Below are 21531 nucleotides of genomic sequence, written 5' to 3'. Positions count from 1 at the left end.
GATTTAGCTGCCGAGCAGCGCGCCGAAAGGGTTATCGGGGCGCTTGTTGCCGCCGCCCACCATGTTCTGTCGGCTCGACGGGTCTAGCCCGAGCAGCGCGCCGAACGTCGCCATCTGCCGCGCGGCTTCGTTTTGGATCGTCGCGGCCGGGTTTTTCATCGGCGCGCCTTGCGCGCTCAGCACGACCAGGCCCTTATTGCGAAGATCATCGCTCGCGAGCCGGTGTCGCCCGTATGCCTCACAGAAGAGTTCAAGGTTGTGCAGATCCGTGACCTGCACGATCTTGTGCTTGCAGAGCGAGGGGGCGACGCGCTCCCACATCTCGGCCGCGTATCCGGAAATCCACGCCGGGCACTCGATGTTCGTGACCTGACCGTAGTCGGGTTCGTCTTTATTTAGCGCCCGCTTGCCCGGATTGCCGGCCAGTTCCTTTTTGGCCGTGGGCTTGGCGCGGCGCCCGGAGCGGCCTTTCACGCCGGCCATTTTCTCTCCGTTTTGCAACCATTTTCGGCATTTTGCCGTTGTAACTTTTACCCGCGCTCACGTCGCGCGGCCCAAAAACCGATTTTTATATTTCGCGGTCGTGAAAATTCGACGGAGCGGTCGGTCCCAAGCCGATTTCGGCTGGAGATTTGACCCACCCCTCCCACGCTCATCGCCGCTCGCTACCAGTCTTCGTCCTGTGGCACGCGCGGCAGATCGACTGCAGGTTGTCGTCGTCATCAGTGCCGCCTTGCGACTTCGGCACGCGGTGATCGACCTCGGTCGCGATGGTGACGCGCCCGGAGCGCTTGCAGACCTGACACAGACCGCAGTCGCGAAGCAGAATGCGCTCGCGCCGCTTGACCCATGCGTTTCCGTAGCCGCGCGCGTGGCGATTGCCGCGCACCGCGTCAGGCTTCCACTTCACGTCCTCGCTCGCGTGCTGCTCGCAGTACGACTTGCCGCCAGGCACGAGAGCGCCGCACCCGCGATGCTTGCATGGGCGCATTGGTCTTGTCGGCATTAAGCGTTTACGAGAAATTTACGTGCCGCAGGCCATCGCCGGAACGCGGCGCAACTTCAACATCGAGATAGCACAATGACAACCATCATGATCGGGTACGACCTCGTCCGAAAAGACGGGATGGATTATACGAAGCTCGAAGATGCCATCAAATCACTGGGGCATTGGTGGCACTGCTTGGATTCGACGTGGCTCTTGAATACGAACCTCAGCGAGAGCCAAGTGATGAACCACTTGCTGAACTACATCGGAAAGTCTGATCGGCTCTTGATCTTGACGCCTAGCCGTCCCTCCGGTACTTGGTATGGATTCGGCGAGGAGTGCTCGCGTTACCTGACTTCGAACTTGGGATAACAAAAAGCCCGCGCGGCGTGAACCGAGCGGGCTTTTCTTTGGGCGAGCGAACGCCCCACGCGCGAAATACTACGACAATACAAACGGGTTTACAACCCTTCTTTATGAGACGCTGATCTCCAGTTGCTTCCCGAGCGCCGACAACGCATCGGCGATCGTATCGATCTTGGTCACATGCCCTAGGTTCATGATGCGGTTGACGTCCTGCGGACGCGTGTTGAGCCGGCGCGCGAGTTCCGACGGCGTGACACCTTGGGCGATCATCTCGTTCAGCAGCAAGACCTTTGCCGACGCGCTGGCCGGCAAAGCGATCATCTCTTCGCCCTTTTTCGCTTTCGACGGCGACGGCACTGGGCGCTTGTCTTCGAAGTAGAAATCCATCGCCGTAAGCAGCGCATCAGCGGCCATCGCGCGTGCGTCTTCAAGCGAATCGCCTTGCGACAAAGCCTCCGGAATATCCCGGAAGGAGATAACGAATCCGGTTCCCTCCGGTTCGAACAGTGCTGGGTAACGCAACATAGTGCACTCCATTGCTTGAGAAACGGTGCGGAGAAAGCCCCTTTCGGGGCTCCCTCTACTTCAGGTTGAGTTGCTTCAAAATCTTCTGCCTCAAGCCTTCCCCGATTTCGTGGCCGGGATGCCTTGGCAGGGTGGTTTGTTTGCCGTTCAGGTAGACCTTCGTGTGGTTCGAACCTTCCTTGAAGACTGCTCCCTGTTCAGCGAGCCACCTCTTGAACTCGCTCTGCTTCACCGTCCCTCCGTGTTGTTGAACATGAAACCATGTTAAACATTTTTGCTTATACACGCAAGGAGTTTATTAAGCATTTTTGCTTATCCGTTGCGCGGCGCACGTGCACTCAAAAGCCCCTTCGCCAGCAGCGCCGGGCGCATCAACGCTTTGGCGGCGGCGTAGTCGTGGTCCTGCGTAGCCGGACTGCGCGGGTTCTGAAACACGACCGCGCCAGCGACGAAGTTGCGCACGGCGGTCATCACGGCGACGCGATGCGGCAGCGACAGCTTCTGGATGATCGGATCGACGGCCTGCCCGGTTGCCGCGCGCAGTTGATGATCGACGACGTCGTTGAGTTGGTCGTAATCCATCCACTGGTTGCTGATCTTGAAGTCGCGGCACGTCGCGTCCGCGCGGCCATAGCCGAGCGCCGGTTCGTATGCCTGACTCCATTCGTACCACTCGGTCAGCACAGCATCGATCTCGTCAGCGGCGATTGCGCTCGTCGTCATGGGGGTCCTCTTTCCGTATTGTTCGCAGCGGTATCCGTGGTTCTTGCCAATAGCGCAGATGGTTTGCATGGAGCCGATGAATTCGAAGGTTCGTTCGTGTGGGCAGCCCTTGCAGGTGTCGCCCTCTTTGTCGATCAACTGCTTGAGCGGATCGCGGTAAGCGCGTGGTGCGCGGGCGATCACATCTCCACCCTGAAAGAGAGTCCCCAGTGGCACAGCCAACTGATCAACTCGTCGCGGATCTCCGGCGCGCGCGGGAACGGGAACTGGATCTCGCCGTCGTCCTGCTGGATGCCGGTCAGCGGGCAGCCGATGAAGGCGATTAGCTTGTCGCCGTCTGCAGCGCGTCGCGCCGCGTTATCCATCAGCGGCCTCGGAACGTCGGCTGTCTCGATGTAGGCGTATGCGGTCATTGCTTCCGGGGAGCCGGTTGCATCCAGTCACGGCGCTTGATGCCGAGCGCCACCCACAGCGGGTCGAAGTTGTCGGGGATCATGCGGCCTCCTCTCTCACGTCCATCTCTTCCAAGCCGCTCGCAAGGAACGGCGCCAGTGTTTTTGCGTTCTCGTCGATGCGCGCGTGCGTTCGATACACGCCCGGCTCTACCCATCCCGAATCAAGAATCGGAAATCCGGATCGCCTGTCTTCGGGAATCCACGCGTCGACGACAACGTACGGCTGCAGTCGGCTCTGGATCTTCGGTAGCGCGACGCGGTACACGGTGGTTTCGAGCGGGAACGTCAGTCGAAACCGCTCGGCCGCGTACCGACGTCCGTTGCGCCCGCGCGGCGTATGCCAGCGAGTGCTCTGCGGAATGCGAATCAAACAGCGCACGTCTCTTCCTCCTTCAAACCAATCTTCGCGGCGCGCGCCGGCTCCCAGCGCTCGTATGCCGCGTTCCACAGGGCGCGCTTGTGCTCGCGCAGAAAGCGCTTGCCCTGGTCGTATTCGTAATGGCACGCCGGGCATGCGGGCACGGTGAAGACGTCGGGCGTCTTCAGGCCCATGCCCTTTCCTTCGTTTCGGTGTGCCGGGACGCTCGTCGTCGGATCGCTCGCGCACGCGCCGGGGATGCGCAGGTAGCACGGCTCGCCGCGGCATGCGTCGCGCATGCGTTTGTCGTCGCCGGTCTTCACCTTGCGCGCGCGGCGCTTCAATTCCGTGCGGCGTAGCGCCGTTGCGCGATCGGCCAGCGGCCACGCGGAGCGTTTCATCGGCGTCTTGCGGGCGAGCGGTGCCGATCGCTTCACGCGGCCTCCGCTTCGTCGAGCAGTTCGGTAACCGCGTCTTGCGAGATCACCGGCGTGTCGCCCGCTAGGGCGATGATGTGCCGTGCCTGGTAGACGCGCAGCCCAAGTCCGCGCGCAAGGCTGTGCTCGATATTCGCGCCGGCCGATGCTTGCCAGCCGATCAAGAGAGCGATGCCGTCACAGTCGACGAGCTGCTTGATGTCCGCACGCATGGCCGTCAGCCAGTCGGGATTCGGGCCAACGTCGATTTCTGCCGGGTTGACGATCTCGTAGCCGAGCGCGCGCAGACGGGCTGCTTCGGCGTGAAATGCAGGGAAGTTCAGTTCGGGATAGCCCGACATCGGGCCGGCGATGTAAAGCCTCATGCTGCAGCCCTCCCGACGAGACACATCGCGTTGATGCCCGCGACCAGCGTCGCGATCTGAGGGGCCAATCCGCGATCGGCACTGCCCGCGCGCTCCGCAAGCTCGCTAGAAGGCGGAAATGCCTTGCCGGTCCACTTGTACATCGCCGGTTCGCGCCCGCGCCCCACCGTCACGACCATCTGCCGCGTCTGCACAACGTAGCCTTGGTTCATGAGGGTCGTGAACACATGCTTTGTCACGTCGCGCGACTTGTCGAGTTCATCGGCCACCGCGCCGACAGATGCCTCGCGGCGGCGCCGCAACGATTCGAGGACAAGCCGTTGGCTCAGCGGCATGACCTTGTGTGTCCGCTTCGGCTGAGCACGTTCGCTCAGGTCTTGGCGCGCATAGTTCTCGGTGCATCGCATTATTTGATCTCCACAATCGTCAGTCCCCGCGCGGCCATCAAATGGCGCTTGATTCGGTATCCCTCGGTGATTCGGCCCTTCACGTCCTCGATGACCCGCTCGCCTGCGCGCTCGTAGACGAAGTCAGCGACATAGCGCAGCGCCGGACGCTTCCGGCCGCCGATCACGACCGGCTCAGCCAGGACGAACGGCACCTGCAACTCGAGCTTCGCGATCTCCCCGCGCACCTGTTGCTGGATCAGTTCGAACCACCGCGCGCGCTCGCGCAGGCTGTCGAACTTGATGCCCTCGGCTTCGCACTTCGTGTTGCGGTACTTCGCGGGCTTCTTCGCTTTGCCGGTGATGACCGCAGGCGTCGCGAACGGATCGAGCGGATCGTCGAGCGCGGCCGTCTGCGGCGGCACGCCGGTCTTTTCGTAGATGCGCCGCTGCGCGGTCGTCATCGTCGGCGCGCTGCCGTCGCGCACGCGCGCGGTGCCGACGTTCTTCGTGCCTTCCTTCACGTACAGCGGCCAAGGTGCGGTGCGCTTCGTCATGCCTTGGCGCTCCAACGAATCGGCGAGAAGCGGCACGTCGCCGCGCTCGACACGTAATGGCTCTCGTGCAGGTGCTTGCAGTTTCGGAAGCCGCGGCGGTGCATGCGCTCATGGCCCGGCTTCTCGTATGCGTTCTGGCAGGTGCGGCAGGTGTTCATGCGGACTCCGAGTTGCCGTTCTTGTCGCGCGGGATGTCGTTGAAGTACGCATACAAGGCTTCGTAGCGGTCTTCGCTTTCGCGGCCTACCGTGCGCAGCATGTCCTCCATCCATTCGCCCGGACCGGCCGCCTTGAACACGCGGACTTTGAAGTGCATGAAGGTCTCGCCGTCCTTCTTCGCGACACTGAGTTGCGCGGCGCGCGCTTCGATGCCGCTCGACGTCTTCCACCAGTCCGCAGCGATGGCCGATCCGCCGTTTGCCGCCGGCACAGTCGCCGAGTCCGCCTTCACCGGAAACAGGCCCGTCCAGCCACGCAGTACCGCTTCCTCGATCGTCACTTCCGGCGACTGGCCTGCAGCAGCCAACTTCACGAGGCGCTTGATCGACACTGCCGCCGCTCCGCGCGTCCAAGGCGCTTCCTTGGCCTTCGCCTCACGGTGTTCGCACCACATCGCCCAGACTTCCGGGGTGATGCCGTCAGGCAGTTCCATCGATCGAAGTTCGTCATGCAACGAAACTCGCGGCGCACGCCGCGCAGGTTGACGGTTCAATGACGGTTCTTCTGATGGTTCTTTACGGTTAGACGGCACCTGGTGCGGGGGTGCGACGCACGGCGTGCGGGGGTCCCCCGCATCTGCTGCGGGGGTTGGTGCATCTGCTGCACCGGTGCATTTCGTGCGGGGGTGAATCTCCTGCGGGGGTGCATATGCTGCGGGGGTGATGGTGTAACTCGTGTGCCGACCGTTGTTCCGGTTGGCTAGAACGATGCCCGCCGACTCCAGCCACTTGATGGCGTTCTGCACCGCGCGTTCCGATGCGCAGATACGCTTCGCGATCGTCGCGATCGACGGCCAGCAGACGCCCTGGTCGTTCGCGTTGTCCGCCAGCGAGATCAGCACGGCCTTCTGCGCGAGGGACATTCCTTGGAGCGGCCAGCAGGCCGACATGATCATGGTGCTCATCTGGGCCTCAGTGCAGATCCGCGCCGCGCATCTTCTGCGCGATCTCGGTGAGACCCTTGGCAGTCACGAGAACCTGCGTCGTGACCTTCTCCGAGCCGTCATTGCGATGGACGGTCGTGATCTTGTGTTCGAGCACGCCGCGCTGGAGCTTGTCCTGATAGGCGGTCCACGTAGCGTTGCCCGGTCGGCGGTAGATCCAGCCATTCGATTGCATCCAATCGAATACGCGCCTCGGCTGCTCTTGCAGGTTCTTCGCGGCATCGGTGATGCACATCGCGCCCTGCGCGGCAACCGTCAGGCGTTCGAGAGCAGCGACCTTCGGCGCAGCCGCGGCGACCTGCTGCTGGAGCGCGAGATTCTTGTCGACTTCGTCGGCCCATGCACGAGCGGCGACGGCCGGGTTCGTGAAGTCGGGCAGTTGGGGCTTCGAGACCTGCTCTTCGAGCGCTTGCCAGAGATCAACAAGGCGCGCCGTGAATTCGGGAGAGAGCTGCGCGACGATCACATAGCTATCGCGCTTGCCGATTCGGTATTCCGACACGGTGCGCGACCGGCCCATCGCATCGGTCACTTGTACCTCCTGCATTGCAGGACGAACAATCACGCCGCGATCAACAAGGCGATCGATCGTGATCTTCACGTTGTCGTGCCGCGAATCGAGCAGCGCCGCGATTTCTCGGCTAGACATCGTCGGAGCGTTGAGGGCGATTTCGTTCATGGATGACCTCACAGGTCGTGGTCGTGACCGCACGGCAGCGTACCGTCGGCGTTTTGCTTCGCGCCGCACGCGATGCAGGTCTTACGAGGCTGCTTCGCGCGTTCGCGCTCTTGCCATTCAGCGGTCTGCGGACCGTCGAACATGCGGCCCGTCGTGATGAAGTCGGGAAACGACATGGGGATGTAATCCGGGCTGGCGCTCATGGTCACTCCGCCATGCCGCGCAGACGAGCGGCAATCGTCATGAGCACTTGCGCGTGCTTGAAGATGCGCTTCTCGACGCGGTCAACTTCGCTCTCTTCGACGCGGCCGTCTTCGAGCGTCTTGCAGATCTCTTGGCCGACGGCGCCGTGCGTTGCCCACGCTTCGCCCATCAGTTCAACGATCGCCGCATCGGTGCAGCTCTCGACGTTCGGCATCTTCACCAGCGCATAGCCGCGCTCGCGCGCCCACGCTTCGAGCACGCGATCGTCGTCGGCCATCTCCGTGATCTGCACGGCGTTCATCAACGTCGCCTGGTGCGTCTCAGTGTTCGGATTGACCTTGCTGCGGAGCACAGCCGCCGACATGCCGAGGCGCGGAGCAAGCGATTCGCAGCCGCCTTTGTAGCCATGCGCGACTGCATGCAGGGTGTCGAGGATGTTCAATTCAAGCTCCAAACAAACGTATTTACTGATGGTTGACCCGGATAAAGTGGCGTCGTAGGTAAAAAGAACGACACAGAAAACGGGGTAAAACAAAAATGAAAAACGGCAAGTGCCTGAGAGACCTCCGCGCGATTAGTAGTCCTCAATCAGACTGTGTGAGCCCCACGCTCAAAACAGCAGAAGAAGGACGCGCGCCGCTTACCTCGTTGCTTTGGCTGGTCCTGCTGACTCCGCTTTCAGTCTGCGGAACTGCAGGACCGCTTTCTTTCGCGCCTCGTCGAGCGCTCCATCCGGAAATCCTCTTGCGATAAGCTCCAGCAACATCGCGCGTACCTCTTTCTGCTCTGCGGCGGTCAACGGCGTATCACTCATGCCGCCACCGCCGTACCGCGAATCTTCGACCACGTGACCTTCGGACGAAGGTTCTCGCAACGGACAGCCCCCCTGCTTTCGACTTCGATGTTGATGCACAGCTGAACGTCGAACTGCTGGTCCGCGCTGATCGCCTTTCGCAAGTAACCGAGCGACGTCCCGCAGCGGCGCGCGAACTCCTCCTGCTTCTCGGGAGTCATCGAATTGAGGTATGTGCGTAGCTTGTCCATGCCTATATATTACCAGACGGTAATGGAAAGTCAATACCATTCGGAGATTTACCACCCAGTAATGGCGGACGATAATTTGGTCATGACAGTCATCGACCACCGCCGCGCGCGCCTGGCGCAACTCATCGAGCAGTACGGCTCCCAAGCCGAGTTCGTCCGTCAAACGGGCGAGAACCAGGGAGAAATTTCCGCCCTTCTGAAGAACAAGTCCTTCGGCGAGAAAAAAGCAAGGAAGTTGGAAGAGAAACTAAAGCTGCCCGCTGGGTGGCTTGATGAAGCGCCTACTTCAGATAAAAATGTTCTGACGGATGGGAGAGCATCCGTGAACATCCGTCCCATTCTCGAATGGGATCACGACCAAGAACTAGGCGAAGAGTACGTTTTGATTCCGAGGCTCGAAGTGAAGGCGTCTGCCGGAAATGGCCGGATCGTGTGGCACATCGACGAGAAGGGCCAGCGCCAGGCGTTCAGGAAGGCGTGGCTTATGCGGCTCGGCCTAGATGCGGAGCATGCAGCCACAATCGTCGCAGAGGGTTCCAGCATGGAACCCCGGGTGATCGACGGGGATTCGCTCGTCGTGAACTACAAGGCGACCGAGTTGGTGGATGGCAAGGTGTATGTGCTGGCGTACCAGAATGAGGTGTACGTGAAGCGGCTGTTCAAGCGACCGGGCGGCGGTCTAAGCATCCGCTCGGACAATCCCGACAAGACCCGTTACCCGGACGTCGACATTTCGGCGGAAGAGTCGGGGCACGTTCAGATCATCGCCCGCGTGGTGGGCGTTAGCGGGGCAATGTGAGCGACATCCACGAGCCTACATATGGCGCATCGCCGCCGCGTAGCGCAGCTGCCGAGCGCGTCTTCCTCGACGAAGGCGCGATCAAGGTCACGAATACCCGACTCATGGTGCCCGGAAACACGTTCGCCATGAGCGGGATCACTTCTGTCAAGCATATCGAGAAAGACCGGTCGTGGATCGCTGGAGCGATTCTCGTCGCGGTCGGTACCATCCTGCTTTTTTGCGGACTGTCCTTTGTACCTCTTGCCGCCATCGCCCTCATTCCTGGCGCGGTTCTACTCGCGCGCGGCAAGCCCAAATACGCGATCAGCCTCATGACGTCGTCAGGAGAGGTCACCGCGTTCTCGTCTCAGGACAAAGGACTTGTCCGGCGCGTTGTTCATGCTTTGAACAACGCAATCGTGTATCGCGGGTAGCCGGCTGATGTAGACGCGCGGGTGCGGTGCATCGTTGACGCGCTGAATCAGGCAATCGTTTTTCGCGGTTGATGCTGAGGTAAGCGGTGCGACGGCGTTCCGGCGTGTTTGTGCGCCGGCGTTCGAATGGCTACCGCGGTGAATAGGCCTTGGTACCCTTGACGTACCTTGGTTGTAGGAGTTCACGATGGAAGACGACGAAATCCCGCTCACAAAGGTTCAGCTTTACGAGGCGCTGTGCATCTATCAAAGGGCGGTCCTCGACATAAGCGTCCGTGCTACCGCCATGGTGCAGACAGTAAGTGAAGGAACAGACGACACGACCCTACGTTTTCTTGCAGGCCTGCTCGACGCGCTGGACACGGCTAATCGAGGAGCAAAGAAAGTCCTTGAACCGTGAGCGGCCACCTTGACCGTCGATGCGCGGAGCCAAGTTTTTTCCGTTGCGGTTAGGCGGCGCCTGTGACGCTCGACTGGACAGAGCAACGGAGCTGAACGCGGTCCCAGACGCCGCGCTGGTGCGGCGAGTAGTAGATGCGCAGAATGAAGGGATCGTTTTAATGGCGAGCTGTCTCGGACTGCATTGATGCCGCTAGCCGGCGAAGCCGTGAGTTATCGAATTGGCGAACGGTCGAAACGATTCGTCTAAACGCCGATGCCACTTGAATGTTGTCGCTTTCACGCAATATGATAAACACGCAAGTGGTTCAGATTACGGAGATCCTTCAGCGATCGGTGCAAGGGCGAACCAATCCGTTTCTGTGCAGAGGAAACGACAACCGCCTCTACTACGTCAAGGGCAGTGGCGCCGGTCGAAAAGGCTTGATCTCCGAGTGGCTGGCGTCTTGCATGGCCGTGGCATTCGGTTTGCCGATTGCAGACTTCCGTATCGTCGAGGTGCCCGAGGAGATGGAGTTACTGCGGTTGCCGGACTTCGCGGATCTAGGTGCTGGATATGCCTTCGGATCTGTCGTCCGGCAAAACGTGGTCGATCTGACGTTCTCGAGCGTTCAGTCCGTCCTCCCGAATCTGCGGAGGGACATAGCCGTCTTCGACTGGTGGGTTCGCAACGACGACAGAACACTGACTGCTTTCGGAGGAAACGTAAATCTTCTGTGGGACATCGTCCAGCGAGAACTGGTAGTCATCGACTACAATCTGGCGTTCGACGCTGACTTCGACGCAGAAAATTTCCTTCGTGGACACGTTTTCGCAGCAGATTGGAACGGCGTGTTTCAGGATTTTCTAGCGCGCCCGGCTTATGTAGAGAGGTTGAAGACCGCGCTACGACAGTTCGAAGGCGCATGCGACAAGATGCCCGATGAGTGGCTTGAGATCGGGCCAGGACTGCCGAGCCCCTTCCAACCCGACGATGCGAAAGCCATGCTTCAGCGGGTCGAGAGTGACGATTTTTGGAACAGAACATGAAACACGCTTGCAGGTATGCGCTGGTGCGCTTCATGCCGTACGCGGAGACTGGCGAGTTCGCTAATGTCGGGGTCGTTTTGATGAGCCCCACTGCTCGCTACTTCGGATTCAAGCTGCTGGACCGCGTCGGGCGGATTACGTCATTCTTCGACGAGTTGGACGCTCAGGTATACAAGCGTGCGCGTGATGTCTTCAAAGAAGAGATGCACCGCATCGGAGAGATGGCGCAACGCGCCTTTATTGGTGCCGTGAACGGACCGACGACTGATTTTGCGAACTTCGCATTCGATCAGTTGGTCATCCCTCAGCAAGCGATCATCTATGCCGATATGCCGCGCGCGGCCCTTGTTGAGGAGCCGCACAAGGCTTTGAACGAGTTTTTCGACTACTACGTTGGCCGGTCGTTCGTTACGCCTGTGTATCAAGAGAGGGTCGTTGAGCAACGTGTTCGAAATATTCTCAAGGCGGCGGATCTCCAGAATCTGTTTCAAGCCCGGGTGCTGGGGACGGAGTATCAGGCACGCTTACCATTCGTTCACGTGAATGAGAAGGACGAGGCCGTAAAGCTCATCAAGCCGTTGGACCTTGATCGCAAAGACCCAACCAAGATCTACGACCACGGGTGGGAATGGCTAGGCAAGATAAAAAAACTTGAGCGCGATGGTCAACTCGTTGGCGAAGCATTGTTCGCGGTCCGTGTTCCTGAGCAGCGTTTCGGGCCCACGATGGCTGCTTACGCGGAGGTCAAGGAGGTCATCAAACGAGCGGGCGTCAAGGTCGTAGAGGACCAAGACAAGGACGCCATAGTCGAGTTCGCGTCTGAGTAGAAAGAAAAGCCTCGCGAAACACCCGCTTCGGCGGGTTTTTTGTTGCCTGCTCGCTGGCCGAATGCGTTTTTCAGTGAGGGCTTATTACGTAGTTGCACCGATGACGGGGCGCGCCACACGGCGGTAAAGTTGTCGCGCCTCTGAGGGCAAACCGCACTGGCAAAAAACCACACGCCAGAGAAGCAAGAAGATCAACTGCATCCTGCGCATGCCGCAGACTGACCCGCCCCTGCGCGGGTCTCTTGTTGTTGGGCGTTCTTCCGGTGTTAGGCCGCCGACCGCCAATCCTTCTTACCGCTGCCGCGCTTCGACTCCCTCCAGACAGTCGCTCCGACCGTCATCAGAATCTCCCGGTCTTCATCGTCCAGGTCGTCCCACGCGATCGCCAACCATTTGGCGAACCCGAGACACGCGTCCTCCAGGCGAAGCAGATCCTTCCCTTCGAAGTTAATCTGCTCGAACACCGCAATGACGTCTTCTGTAGTGGCCATTTTCACTCCGCATAAACGAACCACTCTACGCGGTGTCAGCCACCACGTCTGGTTTACTTCTTCTCATCCTCACGCGGGGCGTCGTGCTCGGATCTTCGGCTCCTTCGCAGGACCGATGCAGCTTTTGTCTGCTAATTGTCTACCCATATATTGGGACGGTTACTAATTCCGTCTCATTCCCGCAAACGTTAAATTGTGCGTACGGTGTGAAGCAGGGCTTGCGGCGAACGCGGGAGCGGTCGGGACCAACATCTCTCGCGCTCACCTTCGCCCGACCCCATAGTCCGGGCATGGTGTGCGTTTTCTGACCCGCTTCGGCGGGTTCTTTTTTGTCCTGCGTCGCAAACGATTCCTAATGCTCTGAACAATGCTATCTTTCCTTTCGGAAAGGAAAGGGAAAGCTCGCCCCGTCAGAAGCCGAGCATCCGAGGGACAAGAAATGAAGAAGACAATCGCCGCCGCGCTCGCCTGCGCGGCTGTTCTCGCTGCTTGTGGCGGTGGCGGAGATGGCGCGCCCGCCTCGTCGAACGCGAAGATTTCGTTCTACGGCAACCCGCTTCAGCAAGCGGCCACGCCCCAGTCTACGGCGAAAGTCGCAGCCGTCGTGCACGCTGCGTCCGACGCGCCGGCCTCCGACGCGGCGACGCAAACGGTGCAGACGCTGACTCAGGCGCTTGCCGCGCAGGGCGTGACGGCCGACGTGACGCCCCAGGTGATGAACGGCACGACGCTGCACGCGCTCATCATGGGCGAGAACAATGGCCTGCCGCCGACGCAGGATCAGTTCAAGACCGACCCGAGCGGCTTCATCGTCGCCAACTTCCAGCTGGACGACATGGTGACGCGAAACGACGATCCGGCACAGCTCGCCGCGCTCGCCCAATTCCAGCAGGACCTGTACACGTTCATCCAGCGGGCGCACGTCGCCGGCAAGCTGACATTCGTGATCTTGCCGATCCGCACATGCGACCAGCCGTTCGGGAAGAGCGCAGCAGATGGCGTGATTCAGGCAGCTACAACTGCGGCGTCCCTGTCCGCAGGTTATGCCGTCGGCGGCGTCTCCTACAACGCCGTCTCAGATGCGAACGGCGTGTTCACCGACACGGTGACGGCCGGGCACATGGGCGCCGATTGCCGCACGCCCGACGCTTATCTGATCAACATGGCGAATCAAAATATGGCCGAACGCATGGCGCCGGTCCTCAAGGACGGACTGTCGAAGTAGGCGTTCAGGAACGTCAGAACACGCCCGCCGCGCGCGGGCGTTTTTCTTTCTACGGGCTCGCAAACGTTGCACTACTGCAACATCAAACGCCAGAACAGCGGATTGAAAGTGCCTTTCATCTCCGTGTCGCGACGGGTCCATTACCAAAAATGGTAGCGGACGGCCCAAAAAGTATGCGCTCACGAAACCCGGACACTCGATAGACAGGACGAGTGACGAAAAAGCGACACGTCAACACTACCGTCAACACTTATAACGGAGTATTTCCATTCGTCAGAACATAGACGCGATGTGTCTCATTACCATCTTGGCCAAGATAATTACCATTTAGTATTGACACATCCATTACCCGTTGGTAATATACCTCTCATGCACTCACCGCGTCGGTGAGCCGAAACGAGAGGTGGATGATGGATTCCGCAATTTCCGAAGTCACGATCAGCCAAGCGAAAGCGCTGAACGCGGCCGTTACTGTGCTGTCGCTCGTCGGCGTAGCCACGACAGTCATCTGTGCTTTGCTCCAAGGGGTGCTGTGATGCAAACGCCCGCTCGCAATACCGATCTGCGCCATGTCGACACGTCCGGCGCACTCACGCTCGAAGAACGCCGCGCAGTTCTGCGCCAGCGTCAGCGCGAAGCCCTCGGCTTGACCGAGCCGCGCGTCGAGATCGGCAAGTTCCACGTCCCGTCGACGGTTGCGCGCCAATTCGCGTACATCGCCGTCAGCCCTCGTTAAGCGCTCCCGGAAATGCTCACCATGATCGCACTTACCTACTCAGTACTGCTTATCGGCGTTATCGCTTACCTGCTCGTGCGTGGCGGCGACGACCGCCTCAAGGAGATCGAGGACCGCAAGAAGCGCATCCAGTGGCCGGTCGCGAACTGATTTTCAACCTGAGAAAGCGGACCGGCGCTCCATCCGGGACTCTCAGTTGATGGCGTTGCGCGGTGTGTAGCGCCATCAACTTAGATTCGAACAAGAACGAGGACAGCACTGTGAAGCAGTTCTACATCATCAGCCTGAAGCACACGTGCCGCGACGATCGGTACATCACGCTTTGGGCGCCCGACGACAAGGGGTATCGCTTCCGCGCATCGCGCGCGGGGCGCTACGAAGAGGCGAATGTCCTCGCTCACCTTGGCTACTACAACAGCGGATGCAACGTCGCTGTGCCTTGCGATGTGCTTGACCCGCTCATGGTGATGACCACGCCAGCCGACCAATTTGACGGCCCGGACGGCCCTGCGCTGCTAAACACGCGGCAGAACTGGAAGGTGATTCTCGCCAACGTGATCGCCGAGCCGCAGTACAAACCGCACCCGCTTTACAAGGGTGCGCCGTACAACGACTACGAGCGCGAGTGTAGAGGCTTGCCGAAGAAAAAGGAGGCAGCATGAAAGAGCGCCCCATCCTCTTCAGCGCTCCGATGGTGCGTGCGCTGCTCCACGGACGTAAAACGCAGACGCGCCGCGTCGTGAAAGCACGCCCTAGCTGGCCGATCTCCTTCGTCGGCGGCGCTGGCGATCAGGACGATCCTAGTTGCTACGGCTTCGAAGATTTGAACACGGCTCAGTAGTGGACGCTCGCGACCGACGGCAGCACCGACAACCACCAGATCCCGTGCCCCTATGGCGCGCCCGGTGATCGTCTGTGGGTGCGCGAGACATGGCGTGGCGTCGTCGAGATCAACCCGCCCGGCAAATCAGTCGAGCTTGGCGTCGCGCGCTATGTACCCGATCAAGAATATTGCCGCCGCGTGGAGTACCAGGCGACACATGCGAAGGATAGCGAGCCTTGGCGCCCGTCGATCCACATGCCGCGCTGGGCGTCGCGCGTCACGCTCGAAGTCACCGGCGTGCGCGTCGAGCGCCTGCAGGACATCAGCCCGGAAGATTGCATCGCAGAAGGAATCGAATTCTCGCGAGCCTCTTTCATGCCGCATGGATTTCGACTTTACGGCGAACCCGGAAACACCTTCTGCACGGACCCGATCGCGTCCTATCGGTCGCTTTGCGAATCGATTAACGGCGACGGCGCGTGGGACTCGAACGCGTGGGTCTGGGTCGTCGAGTTCAAGGTTATCAAGGCAACCGGAGAGAAAGCATGAGCAACCTTCTATTGCGCCACTCTTCGCCCTTGCTTCCGTGCATAAGCCGAACCGCCAGCGTAGGCAGCCTCTTCGCTTTCGTATCGAAGCGAGCTTTCGAAGAGGATCTGATCAATCTTCGGCCTCGTTCGATCAACTTCAACGCAAGCGTATGTGAATCCGCCGCCCATCAGCGGTTCGACCACTACATGGAACTCCAGCGTTCCGATTCTCAATAGACGCGACATGGCGGATTCCGGAAAGATTGTTCAGGCTGGCGATGCACCAGCACTTCCATCGTTGAGGTACCCGTCGATAAAGCTCTTTGCTTCCCGTTCGGCATATCTGAAACAAGCGTCGGACGTAAGGAAATTGAGCTGCTCGGGCAGGCTTAGGACGGGCGCGCAGCCCGGGTCGAAGGAAAGAACGGACCAAGAGACGGCGTACCGGAGCTGTTGGCCATTGAGCGTCGGAGCCTTGCTAGAAACGACGCGCACGTCGATGGTGTATCCGCGATACGACACACACGATTGGTTTCCCATGCTGACTCCCTACACACCAGGAGCGGCATGTCGGACCACTATACGCGCTATATGAGCGGCCCGCCCGTTAAATCCATGGGCCGTGCGATGAACCATCCGCGCCGCGCGCTCATCCCTCGCGGCGCTTCTAAATGAATGAGGTAGCGATTGAATGAGCTTCATCTTTTCGCGGGCGCTGGTGGAGGAATCCTTGCAGGTCAGTTGCGCGGGAATCGATGCGTATGCGCCGTCGAAATTGATCCCTACGCACAAGCAGTCCTCGTCGCGCGCCAAAACGACGGAATCCTTCGGCCCTTCCCGATATGGGATGACGTTCGAACATTTGACGGACGGCCATGGCGTGGAATTGCTGATGTCGTGGCGGGCGGCTTTCCCTGCAACGATGTTAGCGCGGCAGGAACCGGAGCTGGACTCGACGGCGAACACAGCAGCCTATGGACCGAGATGGCTCGGATCATTCGCGAGGCTCAGCCCCGACAAGTCGAAGTGGAAAACGACCCAATGCTCACTTCTAGGGGACTCGGACGAATTCTCGGAGACTTGGCCGCGATGGGGTTCGATGCGCAATGGGGAGTGCTATCTGCGGCCGACGCCGGCGCTCCCCATTTGCGAGAGCGCATCTGGATTCTGGCAAACGCCCGTAGCAGACGACGCGATCGAGCGGAAGGCGGGCAAGTGGAACAGCAGAGGCGAGCCGAAGCTATCCGCCCAGGTGAAGCTCGCGCCGACGCCGACGGCGAGCGACACGGGCTTCAGGAAAGAGAAGTACGCGCAAGGTGGAACGGCTCTCTCGACTTTCGTCGGTGGCCACCTGAACCCGGACTGGGAAGAGTGGCTGATGGGGTGGCCCATCGGGTGGACCGCGTTAGAGCCCTTGGAATGGGGCAAGTACCGCGAGTGGCAGTCGCAGCATTCACCCTGCTCGACCATTGAAGCCGCCGCCTGACCCTTGGACAGACTGTTATTGCGAGAGGAAACGCGAAATGAACGACGCACGAAGAGAACTTTGCTCCAAATTAGAAGCCCCGTCATATACCGCAGATGACTATGAACTAATGGCGGAGGCGGCGAATGAGATCAGTTATCTCGCCAAGCGCGTAGAGGCGCTTGAACGTGCCGCCCCTCCCCCTCAAGCAGAAAGCCGCGGCGAGGAAGCTGCGCAAGATGATGTGGTTGAAACGCTGGCCGGCCTTCAACGATACGAAGAAAGCTGCGGTGAAGGCGGAGGGGTGTACCAGAGCGAGAGCGGGGATTTCATCCGGCTATCCGATGCAATCGACGCCATCGCGTCGCAATCCGCGAAGGAGCCGAAATGACATTCGATCAATGGTTCGCCGAACAATACGGCGACAAACGTGAGCAACTTGGCTTGGTCGTGCCGGAGCTTATGCGCGTAGCGTATGAAGCCGCAGAGCGCCAAGCGTTGGAGCGGGCGGCGCAAATCTGCGATAAGAACGCGGCTTTACTTGCGGGGGGACCGTCAAACGGGCACACCGCACTGATTGTCACGGCGGACAATATCCGCGACCTAATCGAGCAATCCGCGAAAGGAGAAGCAGGGATGAACGGACACGAACTGCAAGCGATTTTCGATACGTGGTCCGTTCATTCAAAAGAGCACGGTGAAGTCATCACGCAAGAAAACGTGAGTGGCTTCGTGCAGGAGGTGAAGAAGGCTCTCGCATCCGCGCCAGCGCAGCAGTGGATCAGCGTAAGGGATCGACTACCGGCTGAAGGTCAGCCCGTCATGTTCGTTGTCGCGTCGAAGTACCCTGACTACAACGGCCGGGTATTCGGAGGATCGTTCTGCATGCTAGCTGACGTGCCTTCATTCAATACGCCTGGCGTCGGTTACAGAGCATCGCACTGGATGCCCCTGCCCGAAGCACCGGCGTCGAGCGTGGCGAGCAAAGAGGAGCCGACATCGTGAGCAGCACCAGCTACGTGATCTTCTGCCAGTCGTATAACGATCCGGTGTGGGGCGAACAGGTTATCGACTGGATCAACACAGGGCTTGTCAGGGTCTACAGGAATCGGCTACGCAAGGCTGTATTCGAGTATGTCGGTCGGCCGAACGCCGCGTTCAATCTCGAAGCGGTTCGCCAGAACTACCCGATCTGCAAATTCGCCGACGTGAACGAAGAGCCGGTTTCGTACGCTCACAGGATCGCGCCGCTTCCTGATGGACGAACAAGAGCGATCGTGCCATGTGCGCCCGCTGCGGAAGCATGAATATTGGGAGGGAGTGATGAAATCGAAGCAGCCTATCTTCCAGATTCGGGTCGCGGGCTTGACCGGTCTGTGGCGCGATGTTGACAAAAAAGCATATGACCTGATGCACCCAAACCAGAGACGCATCGTCCACGTCGAACCGCCACCGAGAGATCGCATCAACCGCGCAGCATGTCAGCATCGAATCGCCCTGCATGCAGCGAAACTAGCAGTCGAGCAGGGAAAGAAGTGACCAGCAACATCGAAGAATTCATGCGCGTCTCGCGCGCGTATCTGGAGAACAAGAATGGCAGCAGTGCTCGAAACGCCGCTTGAACTGACCGAAGACGAGCTCGAGCGCATCACCGGCTATAAGCGGCCATCGAAGCAGATGGAGATGCTGAAGTCGCTCGGCATCCCCGCGCGGCGCCGGCCGGACAATTCCCTGCTCGTCATGCGCATGCACTGCATCGCGCCGGCGCAGCTTCCGACCACAACGATAAAGCGCGAGCCACGCGTTAAATGAACCGCAGACGAAAACACAATCGCGGCCTTCCGCGCCGCGTCATCGTCAACCACGGCGCGTATTACTTCTTCGCGCCGGAGCCGATGCGCAACCCTTGGACGCAGAAGGAGCAGCGCTGGATTCGGCTCTGCTCCTTCGAGGAAGGCGAGGCCGTGATGTATGAGCGTCTCGGCTTCTTGATGCGCGAAAAGAAGCTCACGAGCGGCACGATGCCGAATTTGTGCGAGGAATGGAAGCAGCGCAAGCTCGCGCGCTACACGCCGGCCGTGCGAAAGGAATACGAGCGCATGGCCGACTTCATCGCCGAGAAGCTCGAGGAGTTCACCGTGGCGGACGTCAAAGCTCGCACGATCACGATCTTCCTTCGGAAGTACTTCGCCGAGAAGCACAACACCGCGCAGAAGTACGTGGCCGTGCTGCGGAAGATGTTCAAGATGGCGATCAGCGAGATGGGCCTGCGTGACGACAATCCGTGCGACCAGCTGGATTTGTCCGACTATGAGACGAAGCGCCGCGACGTGCTCCCGTCGCACGACGTCATCGCGAAGATCCGCGCGGCCGCGCTTGTCGGCGACGACGGTCTGCCAACCGAGTCCGGCCCGATGTTTCAATGCATCGTGGACATGGCCTATCTGTGCTGGCAGCGCGCGATCGACGTGCGGATGCTGCGCGACGCGCAGATCGAGGGCGGGGCGATCCGCTTCAAACCGACGAAGACGGCGAAGTCGAGCGGGAAGATGGTGGACATCGCCATCACGCCGTCGATCGACGCGGTAATCGAGCGAGCGAAGGCGATCAAGCGGAAATATCAGATCATCAGCCCTTACCTCTTTCCGTCGACGAAAGGCACGCCGTACACGAAGTCGGGGCTGCATTCGATGTGGCGCCGGGCGAAGGCACGCGCCAAGGTAACCGACGATGTTGTCTTCAAGGATCTCCGCGCGCTCGGCGCGACGGACGCCGCGCGGCAGGGAAAAGACAAGAAGCAGATCCAGACACGCCTGGCGCATACGAGCGGCCGGACGAGCGAAATCTACATCAAGGAAGTCATCGCCGAGCGGTCGGAAATGGACGTCGCGTTGCCCTGGAATGCGCCTAATACGGAAACAGGGAACTAAGCTGGATAAGGGTTGCAGCCCGATTATTATTTAAGCATTTGTTAGGCGGGCCGATGCGAGCGCTTTGACTGACGTGCGGTTGCGGCGAGTGAATTCCCGCATGGGGTGCAGGTGGTCGGAGGTTCAAATCCTCTCGCCCCGACCAGAATAAGCCCGCGTAATCAATAGGTTACGCGGGCTTTCTTTTTGGCACGTCAGCGGATGCAAGGCTCATTTTGGAAGACTTCCAAAATAAGTCACGCCGCGGCTTCCTCACCTTGCCAAAACCGCAACAAATACTTGCCCGCCAGCAACTTAAGCTCTATTCTTCGCGTGACACTTAAGGAGCGGCACTGCAATGCCTTCGTCAGCTCGCGGCCGGGTCCGTCCACGCCGCGCCTTGCCTGATCGTCCCCCATCCTCACTTCGCGCCGAAATCGCAAGATGGTTCAGCGCGGCGAGTGCTGCGCGCGTCACGCGCTTCGGTCGTATTTATCCCGGCGGCAGCCGCTACGTCTGCCTGAGCGCGCCCAACCGTCATCGCGGTGGATTCTTCGCGCTCTACTTCTTCCATCACGGTGTCGACGATTGGCGCATTTATCCGCCGTGGGGCGTCGGCCCGAGCATCGTCTATTGGTCAGCGGCCGGCCCTTCGCAAACCGCACGCGTCGCGCCCGCTTAAGGGCTGCCGTCAGAATGAAAAAAGCCGCGATGCAATATCGCGGCTTTCCTCGTCACCCGCCCAGCAAGTCGATGACTTGCATGATCTCCCGCCGCAACGCGTCCACATCAACCGGTTGCTGCTGCTCGGCCGCGGCGCGAGTATCGGCGTTCATGGCGTCGTCGTCGATGGCGCGCCCCTGCGAATCGAGCCGATTGCGCGCGCCGTTGATCGTGAAGCCCTGCTCGTACAGCAACTCGCGAATGCGCCGGATCAGCAAGACTTCGTGGTGCTGATAATACCGGCGATTCCCCCGCCGCTTGACCGGTCTCAGCTGCGTGAACTCCTGTTCCCAATAGCGCAGCACGTGCGGCTTGACACCGCACAGTTCGCTGACTTCGCCAATCGTGAAATAACGCTTGGCCGGGATCGGAGGCAAGACGACTTTTTCCATCGTCGATCAACCATCGTTTGAGTGATGTTGATTGAAGCGCGGCGGTCGGACTGCAAGAAGCGCCCATCGGCGCATGAACGCATCAACGAGTCAGGCTCGTCTCCGCGCCCGTTTCGACCAGCGCCTTCAGTTTCTGGCTTGCATGAAAAGTGACGACTCGCCGCGCCGCGATCGGAATGGCTTCGCCAGTCTTCGGATTGCGCCCCGGGCGCTGCGGCTTGTCGCGCAACTGGAAGTTGCCGAAGCCCGACAGCTTGACGCTGTCGCCGCTTTCGAGCGCGTCGCGGATGACTTCGAAGAACGCTTCGACCATGTCCTTCGCTTCGCGCTTGTTGAGGCCGACGTGATCGAACAGCATTTCGGCCAGTTCAGCCTTCGTGAGCGTCGGCGTGTCGTTCGACATCGCGCCCGAAGCGGTGTTGTCTCGGGTCATGGCGCTGCGCTGCGCCGAAAGGAGGGCTTCGAAATCACTCGAGTTCATTTGGTTCATATCGGTAAAACGGCGCGAAACATGATTT

38 protein-coding genes and 1 pseudogene are annotated in these 21531 nt (G+C 60.0%); 17 read left to right on the top strand and 22 right to left on the bottom strand.

All coding sequences use genetic code 11. The features are described 5' to 3' along the window. Positions 1-3 precede the first annotated feature (3 nt). The 18 genes from NCR39_RS05545 to NCR39_RS05460 all read right to left on the bottom strand — a co-directional run bounded on the left by NCR39_RS05545 (position 4) and on the right by NCR39_RS05460 (position 8249). Positions 4-483: a phage terminase small subunit P27 family gene (locus NCR39_RS05545; protein WP_250451190.1), complete on the bottom strand. Its 480-nt coding sequence runs from the start codon at positions 481-483 to the stop codon at positions 4-6. Positions 484-652: 169 nt separating this feature from the next. Next, positions 653-1006 carry an HNH endonuclease gene (locus NCR39_RS05540; protein ID WP_250451189.1) on the bottom strand — a complete coding sequence of 118 codons (354 nt, stop codon included), beginning with the start codon at positions 1004-1006 and terminating at the stop codon, positions 653-655. Positions 1007-1462: 456 nt separating this feature from the next. Next, positions 1463-1879, bottom strand: coding sequence for a type II toxin-antitoxin system HicB family antitoxin (locus tag NCR39_RS05535; protein WP_250451188.1), 417 nt, complete (start codon positions 1877-1879; stop codon positions 1463-1465). Between the two features lie 55 nt (positions 1880-1934). Continuing rightward, positions 1935-2111 carry a type II toxin-antitoxin system HicA family toxin gene (locus NCR39_RS05530; RefSeq protein WP_250451187.1) on the bottom strand — a complete coding sequence of 59 codons (177 nt, stop codon included), beginning with the start codon at positions 2109-2111 and terminating at the stop codon, positions 1935-1937. An 80-nt stretch (positions 2112-2191) separates the two neighbouring features. Then, on the bottom strand, positions 2192-2785 hold the full coding sequence (locus NCR39_RS05525) for a hypothetical protein (protein WP_250451186.1): 594 nt from the start codon (positions 2783-2785) through the stop codon (positions 2192-2194). Then, positions 2782-3015 carry a hypothetical protein gene (locus NCR39_RS05520; protein WP_250451185.1) on the bottom strand — a complete coding sequence of 78 codons (234 nt, stop codon included), beginning with the start codon at positions 3013-3015 and terminating at the stop codon, positions 2782-2784. Before NCR39_RS05520 ends, NCR39_RS05525 begins: the two co-directional genes overlap by 4 nt. Positions 3016-3094: 79 nt before the next feature. Next, positions 3095-3436 carry a hypothetical protein gene (locus tag NCR39_RS05515; protein ID WP_250451184.1) on the bottom strand — a complete coding sequence of 114 codons (342 nt, stop codon included), beginning with the start codon at positions 3434-3436 and terminating at the stop codon, positions 3095-3097. Beyond that, on the bottom strand, positions 3424-3852 hold the full coding sequence (locus NCR39_RS05510; RefSeq protein WP_250451183.1) for a nuclease domain-containing protein: 429 nt from the start codon (positions 3850-3852) through the stop codon (positions 3424-3426). The genes NCR39_RS05515 and NCR39_RS05510 overlap by 13 nt, the downstream gene beginning before the upstream one ends. Further along, positions 3849-4217: a DUF4406 domain-containing protein gene (locus NCR39_RS05505; protein WP_250451182.1), complete on the bottom strand. Its 369-nt coding sequence runs from the start codon at positions 4215-4217 to the stop codon at positions 3849-3851. The genes NCR39_RS05510 and NCR39_RS05505 overlap by 4 nt, the downstream gene beginning before the upstream one ends. Further along, positions 4214-4552, bottom strand: a complete 339-nt coding sequence (locus NCR39_RS05500; RefSeq protein WP_250451181.1) for a hypothetical protein — start codon at positions 4550-4552, stop codon at positions 4214-4216. Before NCR39_RS05500 ends, NCR39_RS05505 begins: the two co-directional genes overlap by 4 nt. 71 nt (positions 4553-4623) lie before the next feature. Further along, positions 4624-5160, bottom strand: a complete 537-nt coding sequence (locus NCR39_RS05495; RefSeq protein ID WP_250451179.1) for a DUF1064 domain-containing protein — start codon at positions 5158-5160, stop codon at positions 4624-4626. Continuing rightward, positions 5157-5318: a hypothetical protein gene (locus NCR39_RS05490; protein ID WP_250451177.1), complete on the bottom strand. Its 162-nt coding sequence runs from the start codon at positions 5316-5318 to the stop codon at positions 5157-5159. Before NCR39_RS05490 ends, NCR39_RS05495 begins: the two co-directional genes overlap by 4 nt. Continuing rightward, entirely contained in the window at positions 5315-6283 is a 969-nt protein-coding gene (locus NCR39_RS05485; protein ID WP_250451175.1) for a helix-turn-helix domain-containing protein, read from the bottom strand. Before NCR39_RS05485 ends, NCR39_RS05490 begins: the two co-directional genes overlap by 4 nt. Positions 6284-6290: 7 nt before the next feature. After that, positions 6291-6971: a phage antirepressor KilAC domain-containing protein gene (locus NCR39_RS05480; protein WP_250451173.1), complete on the bottom strand. Its 681-nt coding sequence runs from the start codon at positions 6969-6971 to the stop codon at positions 6291-6293. A 38-nt stretch (positions 6972-7009) separates the two neighbouring features. Further along, on the bottom strand, positions 7010-7204 hold the full coding sequence (locus tag NCR39_RS05475) for a hypothetical protein (protein WP_250451172.1): 195 nt from the start codon (positions 7202-7204) through the stop codon (positions 7010-7012). A 2-nt stretch (positions 7205-7206) separates the two neighbouring features. Beyond that, on the bottom strand, positions 7207-7647 hold the full coding sequence (locus NCR39_RS05470; protein ID WP_250451171.1) for a phage regulatory CII family protein: 441 nt from the start codon (positions 7645-7647) through the stop codon (positions 7207-7209). A 198-nt stretch (positions 7648-7845) separates the two neighbouring features. Next, positions 7846-8019, bottom strand: a complete 174-nt coding sequence (locus NCR39_RS05465; protein WP_250451170.1) for a hypothetical protein — start codon at positions 8017-8019, stop codon at positions 7846-7848. Beyond that, complete coding sequence (locus NCR39_RS05460) at positions 8016-8249, bottom strand: transcriptional regulator (RefSeq protein ID WP_250451169.1); 234 nt, start codon at positions 8247-8249, stop codon at positions 8016-8018. Before NCR39_RS05460 ends, NCR39_RS05465 begins: the two co-directional genes overlap by 4 nt. 82 nt (positions 8250-8331) lie before the next feature. Between NCR39_RS05460 and NCR39_RS05455 the strand changes: the two genes are divergently transcribed. From NCR39_RS05455 to NCR39_RS05435, 5 genes are all read left to right on the top strand, one after another. Continuing rightward, a complete protein-coding gene (locus NCR39_RS05455; protein ID WP_250451168.1) occupies positions 8332-9048 on the top strand; it encodes a S24 family peptidase in 717 nt (238 codons plus the stop codon). Then, positions 9045-9464 carry a DUF6232 family protein gene (locus NCR39_RS05450; RefSeq protein WP_250451163.1) on the top strand — a complete coding sequence of 140 codons (420 nt, stop codon included), beginning with the start codon at positions 9045-9047 and terminating at the stop codon, positions 9462-9464. The genes NCR39_RS05455 and NCR39_RS05450 overlap by 4 nt, the downstream gene beginning before the upstream one ends. 187 nt (positions 9465-9651) lie before the next feature. Further along, positions 9652-9864: a hypothetical protein gene (locus tag NCR39_RS05445; RefSeq protein WP_250451162.1), complete on the top strand. Its 213-nt coding sequence runs from the start codon at positions 9652-9654 to the stop codon at positions 9862-9864. 266 nt (positions 9865-10130) lie between these two features. Further along, positions 10131-10892, top strand: a complete 762-nt coding sequence (locus tag NCR39_RS05440; protein ID WP_250451161.1) for a HipA family kinase — start codon at positions 10131-10133, stop codon at positions 10890-10892. Then, entirely contained in the window at positions 10889-11719 is an 831-nt protein-coding gene (locus NCR39_RS05435) for a DUF3037 domain-containing protein (RefSeq protein ID WP_250451160.1), read from the top strand. The genes NCR39_RS05440 and NCR39_RS05435 overlap by 4 nt, the downstream gene beginning before the upstream one ends. 266 nt (positions 11720-11985) lie before the next feature. Here the strand turns inward: NCR39_RS05435 and NCR39_RS05430 are convergent, their stop codons facing one another. Further along, positions 11986-12210, bottom strand: a complete 225-nt coding sequence (locus tag NCR39_RS05430) for a hypothetical protein (protein ID WP_250451159.1) — start codon at positions 12208-12210, stop codon at positions 11986-11988. 439 nt (positions 12211-12649) lie between these two features. Between NCR39_RS05430 and NCR39_RS05425 the strand changes: the two genes are divergently transcribed. Continuing rightward, positions 12650-13435, top strand: a complete 786-nt coding sequence (locus NCR39_RS05425; RefSeq protein WP_250451158.1) for a hypothetical protein — start codon at positions 12650-12652, stop codon at positions 13433-13435. A gap of 367 nt (positions 13436-13802) precedes the next feature. Here NCR39_RS05425 and NCR39_RS05420 read toward each other — a convergent pair whose 3' ends face one another. Continuing rightward, the gene (locus NCR39_RS05420; protein WP_250451156.1) at positions 13803-14117 is read right to left on the bottom strand and encodes a hypothetical protein; all 315 of its coding nucleotides are present in this window, start codon (positions 14115-14117) and stop codon (positions 13803-13805) included. Positions 14118-14192: 75 nt separating this feature from the next. On the opposite strand from NCR39_RS05420, the gene NCR39_RS29620 reads away from it, so the two are divergent. The 11 genes and pseudogenes from NCR39_RS29620 (at position 14193) to NCR39_RS05365 (ending at position 20580) form a co-directional block, all read left to right on the top strand. Further along, on the top strand, positions 14193-14321 hold the full coding sequence (locus tag NCR39_RS29620) for a hypothetical protein (RefSeq protein WP_284507087.1): 129 nt from the start codon (positions 14193-14195) through the stop codon (positions 14319-14321). A 110-nt stretch (positions 14322-14431) separates the two neighbouring features. After that, entirely contained in the window at positions 14432-14833 is a 402-nt protein-coding gene (locus tag NCR39_RS05415) for a hypothetical protein (RefSeq protein WP_250451155.1), read from the top strand. Continuing rightward, positions 14830-15543: pseudogene (locus NCR39_RS29875) on the top strand (hypothetical protein). Before NCR39_RS05415 ends, NCR39_RS29875 begins: the two are co-directional and overlap by 4 nt. A 668-nt stretch (positions 15544-16211) precedes the next feature. Next, positions 16212-16997: a DNA cytosine methyltransferase gene (locus tag NCR39_RS05400; RefSeq protein ID WP_350029654.1), complete on the top strand. Its 786-nt coding sequence runs from the start codon at positions 16212-16214 to the stop codon at positions 16995-16997. Positions 16998-17047: 50 nt separating this feature from the next. Next, a complete protein-coding gene (locus NCR39_RS05395; RefSeq protein WP_250451151.1) occupies positions 17048-17380 on the top strand; it encodes a hypothetical protein in 333 nt (110 codons plus the stop codon). Beyond that, positions 17377-17994 (top strand): DUF551 domain-containing protein, encoded by a 618-nt coding sequence (locus NCR39_RS05390; protein WP_250451150.1) that lies wholly within the window; start codon positions 17377-17379, stop codon positions 17992-17994. The genes NCR39_RS05395 and NCR39_RS05390 overlap by 4 nt, the downstream gene beginning before the upstream one ends. Continuing rightward, complete coding sequence (locus tag NCR39_RS05385) at positions 17991-18296, top strand: hypothetical protein (protein ID WP_250451149.1); 306 nt, start codon at positions 17991-17993, stop codon at positions 18294-18296. Before NCR39_RS05390 ends, NCR39_RS05385 begins: the two co-directional genes overlap by 4 nt. A gap of 16 nt (positions 18297-18312) precedes the next feature. Then, the gene (locus NCR39_RS05380) at positions 18313-18528 is read left to right on the top strand and encodes a hypothetical protein (protein ID WP_250451147.1); all 216 of its coding nucleotides are present in this window, start codon (positions 18313-18315) and stop codon (positions 18526-18528) included. A 54-nt stretch (positions 18529-18582) separates the two neighbouring features. Continuing rightward, a complete protein-coding gene (locus NCR39_RS05375) occupies positions 18583-18801 on the top strand; it encodes a DUF4224 domain-containing protein (protein WP_244792739.1) in 219 nt (72 codons plus the stop codon). Next, a complete protein-coding gene (locus NCR39_RS05370) occupies positions 18798-19919 on the top strand; it encodes a tyrosine-type recombinase/integrase (RefSeq protein ID WP_250451145.1) in 1122 nt (373 codons plus the stop codon). Before NCR39_RS05375 ends, NCR39_RS05370 begins: the two co-directional genes overlap by 4 nt. 337 nt (positions 19920-20256) lie before the next feature. Continuing rightward, on the top strand, positions 20257-20580 hold the full coding sequence (locus NCR39_RS05365) for a hypothetical protein (RefSeq protein WP_250451143.1): 324 nt from the start codon (positions 20257-20259) through the stop codon (positions 20578-20580). 52 nt (positions 20581-20632) lie between these two features. Here the strand turns inward: NCR39_RS05365 and NCR39_RS05360 are convergent, their stop codons facing one another. Next, complete coding sequence (locus NCR39_RS05360; protein ID WP_250451141.1) at positions 20633-21013, bottom strand: MerR family transcriptional regulator; 381 nt, start codon at positions 21011-21013, stop codon at positions 20633-20635. Between the two features lie 82 nt (positions 21014-21095). Then, positions 21096-21503 (bottom strand): integration host factor subunit alpha, encoded by a 408-nt coding sequence (locus tag NCR39_RS05355; protein WP_250451139.1) that lies wholly within the window; start codon positions 21501-21503, stop codon positions 21096-21098. Positions 21504-21531 lie beyond the last annotated feature (28 nt).

The sequence above is a fragment of the Caballeronia sp. ATUFL_M2_KS44 genome (assembly GCF_023630965.1).
Taxonomy (GTDB): domain Bacteria; phylum Pseudomonadota; class Gammaproteobacteria; order Burkholderiales; family Burkholderiaceae; genus Caballeronia; species Caballeronia concitans.
The sequence above is the reverse complement of the archived record's forward strand: the minus strand, read 5'-3'. Positions and strand labels throughout refer to the sequence as shown.

What these genes read in the sequence shown, in the direction of transcription:
- NCR39_RS05460 (WP_250451169.1), bottom strand. Translation starts at nt 8,249, where the DNA reads ATGGACAAGCTACGCACATACCTCAATTCGATGACTCCCGAGAAGCAG.
- NCR39_RS05430 (WP_250451159.1), bottom strand. Translation starts at nt 12,210, where the DNA reads ATGGCCACTACAGAAGACGTCATTGCGGTGTTCGAGCAGATTAACTTC.
- NCR39_RS05490 (WP_250451177.1), bottom strand. Translation starts at nt 5,318, where the DNA reads ATGAACACCTGCCGCACCTGCCAGAACGCATACGAGAAGCCGGGCCAT.
- NCR39_RS05360 (WP_250451141.1), bottom strand. Translation starts at nt 21,013, where the DNA reads ATGGAAAAAGTCGTCTTGCCTCCGATCCCGGCCAAGCGTTATTTCACG.
- NCR39_RS05520 (WP_250451185.1), bottom strand. Translation starts at nt 3,015, where the DNA reads ATGACCGCATACGCCTACATCGAGACAGCCGACGTTCCGAGGCCGCTG.
- NCR39_RS05475 (WP_250451172.1), bottom strand. Translation starts at nt 7,204, where the DNA reads ATGAGCGCCAGCCCGGATTACATCCCCATGTCGTTTCCCGACTTCATC.
- NCR39_RS05390 (WP_250451150.1), top strand. Translation starts at nt 17,377, where the DNA reads ATGACATTCGATCAATGGTTCGCCGAACAATACGGCGACAAACGTGAG.
- NCR39_RS05380 (WP_250451147.1), top strand. Translation starts at nt 18,313, where the DNA reads ATGAAATCGAAGCAGCCTATCTTCCAGATTCGGGTCGCGGGCTTGACC.
- NCR39_RS05440 (WP_250451161.1), top strand. Translation starts at nt 10,131, where the DNA reads ATGTTGTCGCTTTCACGCAATATGATAAACACGCAAGTGGTTCAGATT.
- NCR39_RS05480 (WP_250451173.1), bottom strand. Translation starts at nt 6,971, where the DNA reads ATGTCTAGCCGAGAAATCGCGGCGCTGCTCGATTCGCGGCACGACAAC.
- NCR39_RS05425 (WP_250451158.1), top strand. Translation starts at nt 12,650, where the DNA reads ATGAAGAAGACAATCGCCGCCGCGCTCGCCTGCGCGGCTGTTCTCGCT.
- NCR39_RS05505 (WP_250451182.1), bottom strand. Translation starts at nt 4,217, where the DNA reads ATGAGGCTTTACATCGCCGGCCCGATGTCGGGCTATCCCGAACTGAAC.
- NCR39_RS05375 (WP_244792739.1), top strand. Translation starts at nt 18,583, where the DNA reads ATGGCAGCAGTGCTCGAAACGCCGCTTGAACTGACCGAAGACGAGCTC.
- NCR39_RS05495 (WP_250451179.1), bottom strand. Translation starts at nt 5,160, where the DNA reads ATGACGAAGCGCACCGCACCTTGGCCGCTGTACGTGAAGGAAGGCACG.
- NCR39_RS05395 (WP_250451151.1), top strand. Translation starts at nt 17,048, where the DNA reads ATGAACGACGCACGAAGAGAACTTTGCTCCAAATTAGAAGCCCCGTCA.
- NCR39_RS05370 (WP_250451145.1), top strand. Translation starts at nt 18,798, where the DNA reads ATGAACCGCAGACGAAAACACAATCGCGGCCTTCCGCGCCGCGTCATC.
- NCR39_RS05355 (WP_250451139.1), bottom strand. Translation starts at nt 21,503, where the DNA reads ATGAACCAAATGAACTCGAGTGATTTCGAAGCCCTCCTTTCGGCGCAG.
- NCR39_RS05540 (WP_250451189.1), bottom strand. Translation starts at nt 1,006, where the DNA reads ATGCCGACAAGACCAATGCGCCCATGCAAGCATCGCGGGTGCGGCGCT.
- NCR39_RS05465 (WP_250451170.1), bottom strand. Translation starts at nt 8,019, where the DNA reads ATGAGTGATACGCCGTTGACCGCCGCAGAGCAGAAAGAGGTACGCGCG.
- NCR39_RS05485 (WP_250451175.1), bottom strand. Translation starts at nt 6,283, where the DNA reads ATGAGCACCATGATCATGTCGGCCTGCTGGCCGCTCCAAGGAATGTCC.
- NCR39_RS29620 (WP_284507087.1), top strand. Translation starts at nt 14,193, where the DNA reads ATGATCGCACTTACCTACTCAGTACTGCTTATCGGCGTTATCGCTTAC.
- NCR39_RS05435 (WP_250451160.1), top strand. Translation starts at nt 10,889, where the DNA reads ATGAAACACGCTTGCAGGTATGCGCTGGTGCGCTTCATGCCGTACGCG.
- NCR39_RS05455 (WP_250451168.1), top strand. Translation starts at nt 8,332, where the DNA reads ATGACAGTCATCGACCACCGCCGCGCGCGCCTGGCGCAACTCATCGAG.
- NCR39_RS05545 (WP_250451190.1), bottom strand. Translation starts at nt 483, where the DNA reads ATGGCCGGCGTGAAAGGCCGCTCCGGGCGCCGCGCCAAGCCCACGGCC.
- NCR39_RS05500 (WP_250451181.1), bottom strand. Translation starts at nt 4,552, where the DNA reads ATGCCGCTGAGCCAACGGCTTGTCCTCGAATCGTTGCGGCGCCGCCGC.
- NCR39_RS05445 (WP_250451162.1), top strand. Translation starts at nt 9,652, where the DNA reads ATGGAAGACGACGAAATCCCGCTCACAAAGGTTCAGCTTTACGAGGCG.
- NCR39_RS05365 (WP_250451143.1), top strand. Translation starts at nt 20,257, where the DNA reads ATGCCTTCGTCAGCTCGCGGCCGGGTCCGTCCACGCCGCGCCTTGCCT.
- NCR39_RS05535 (WP_250451188.1), bottom strand. Translation starts at nt 1,879, where the DNA reads ATGTTGCGTTACCCAGCACTGTTCGAACCGGAGGGAACCGGATTCGTT.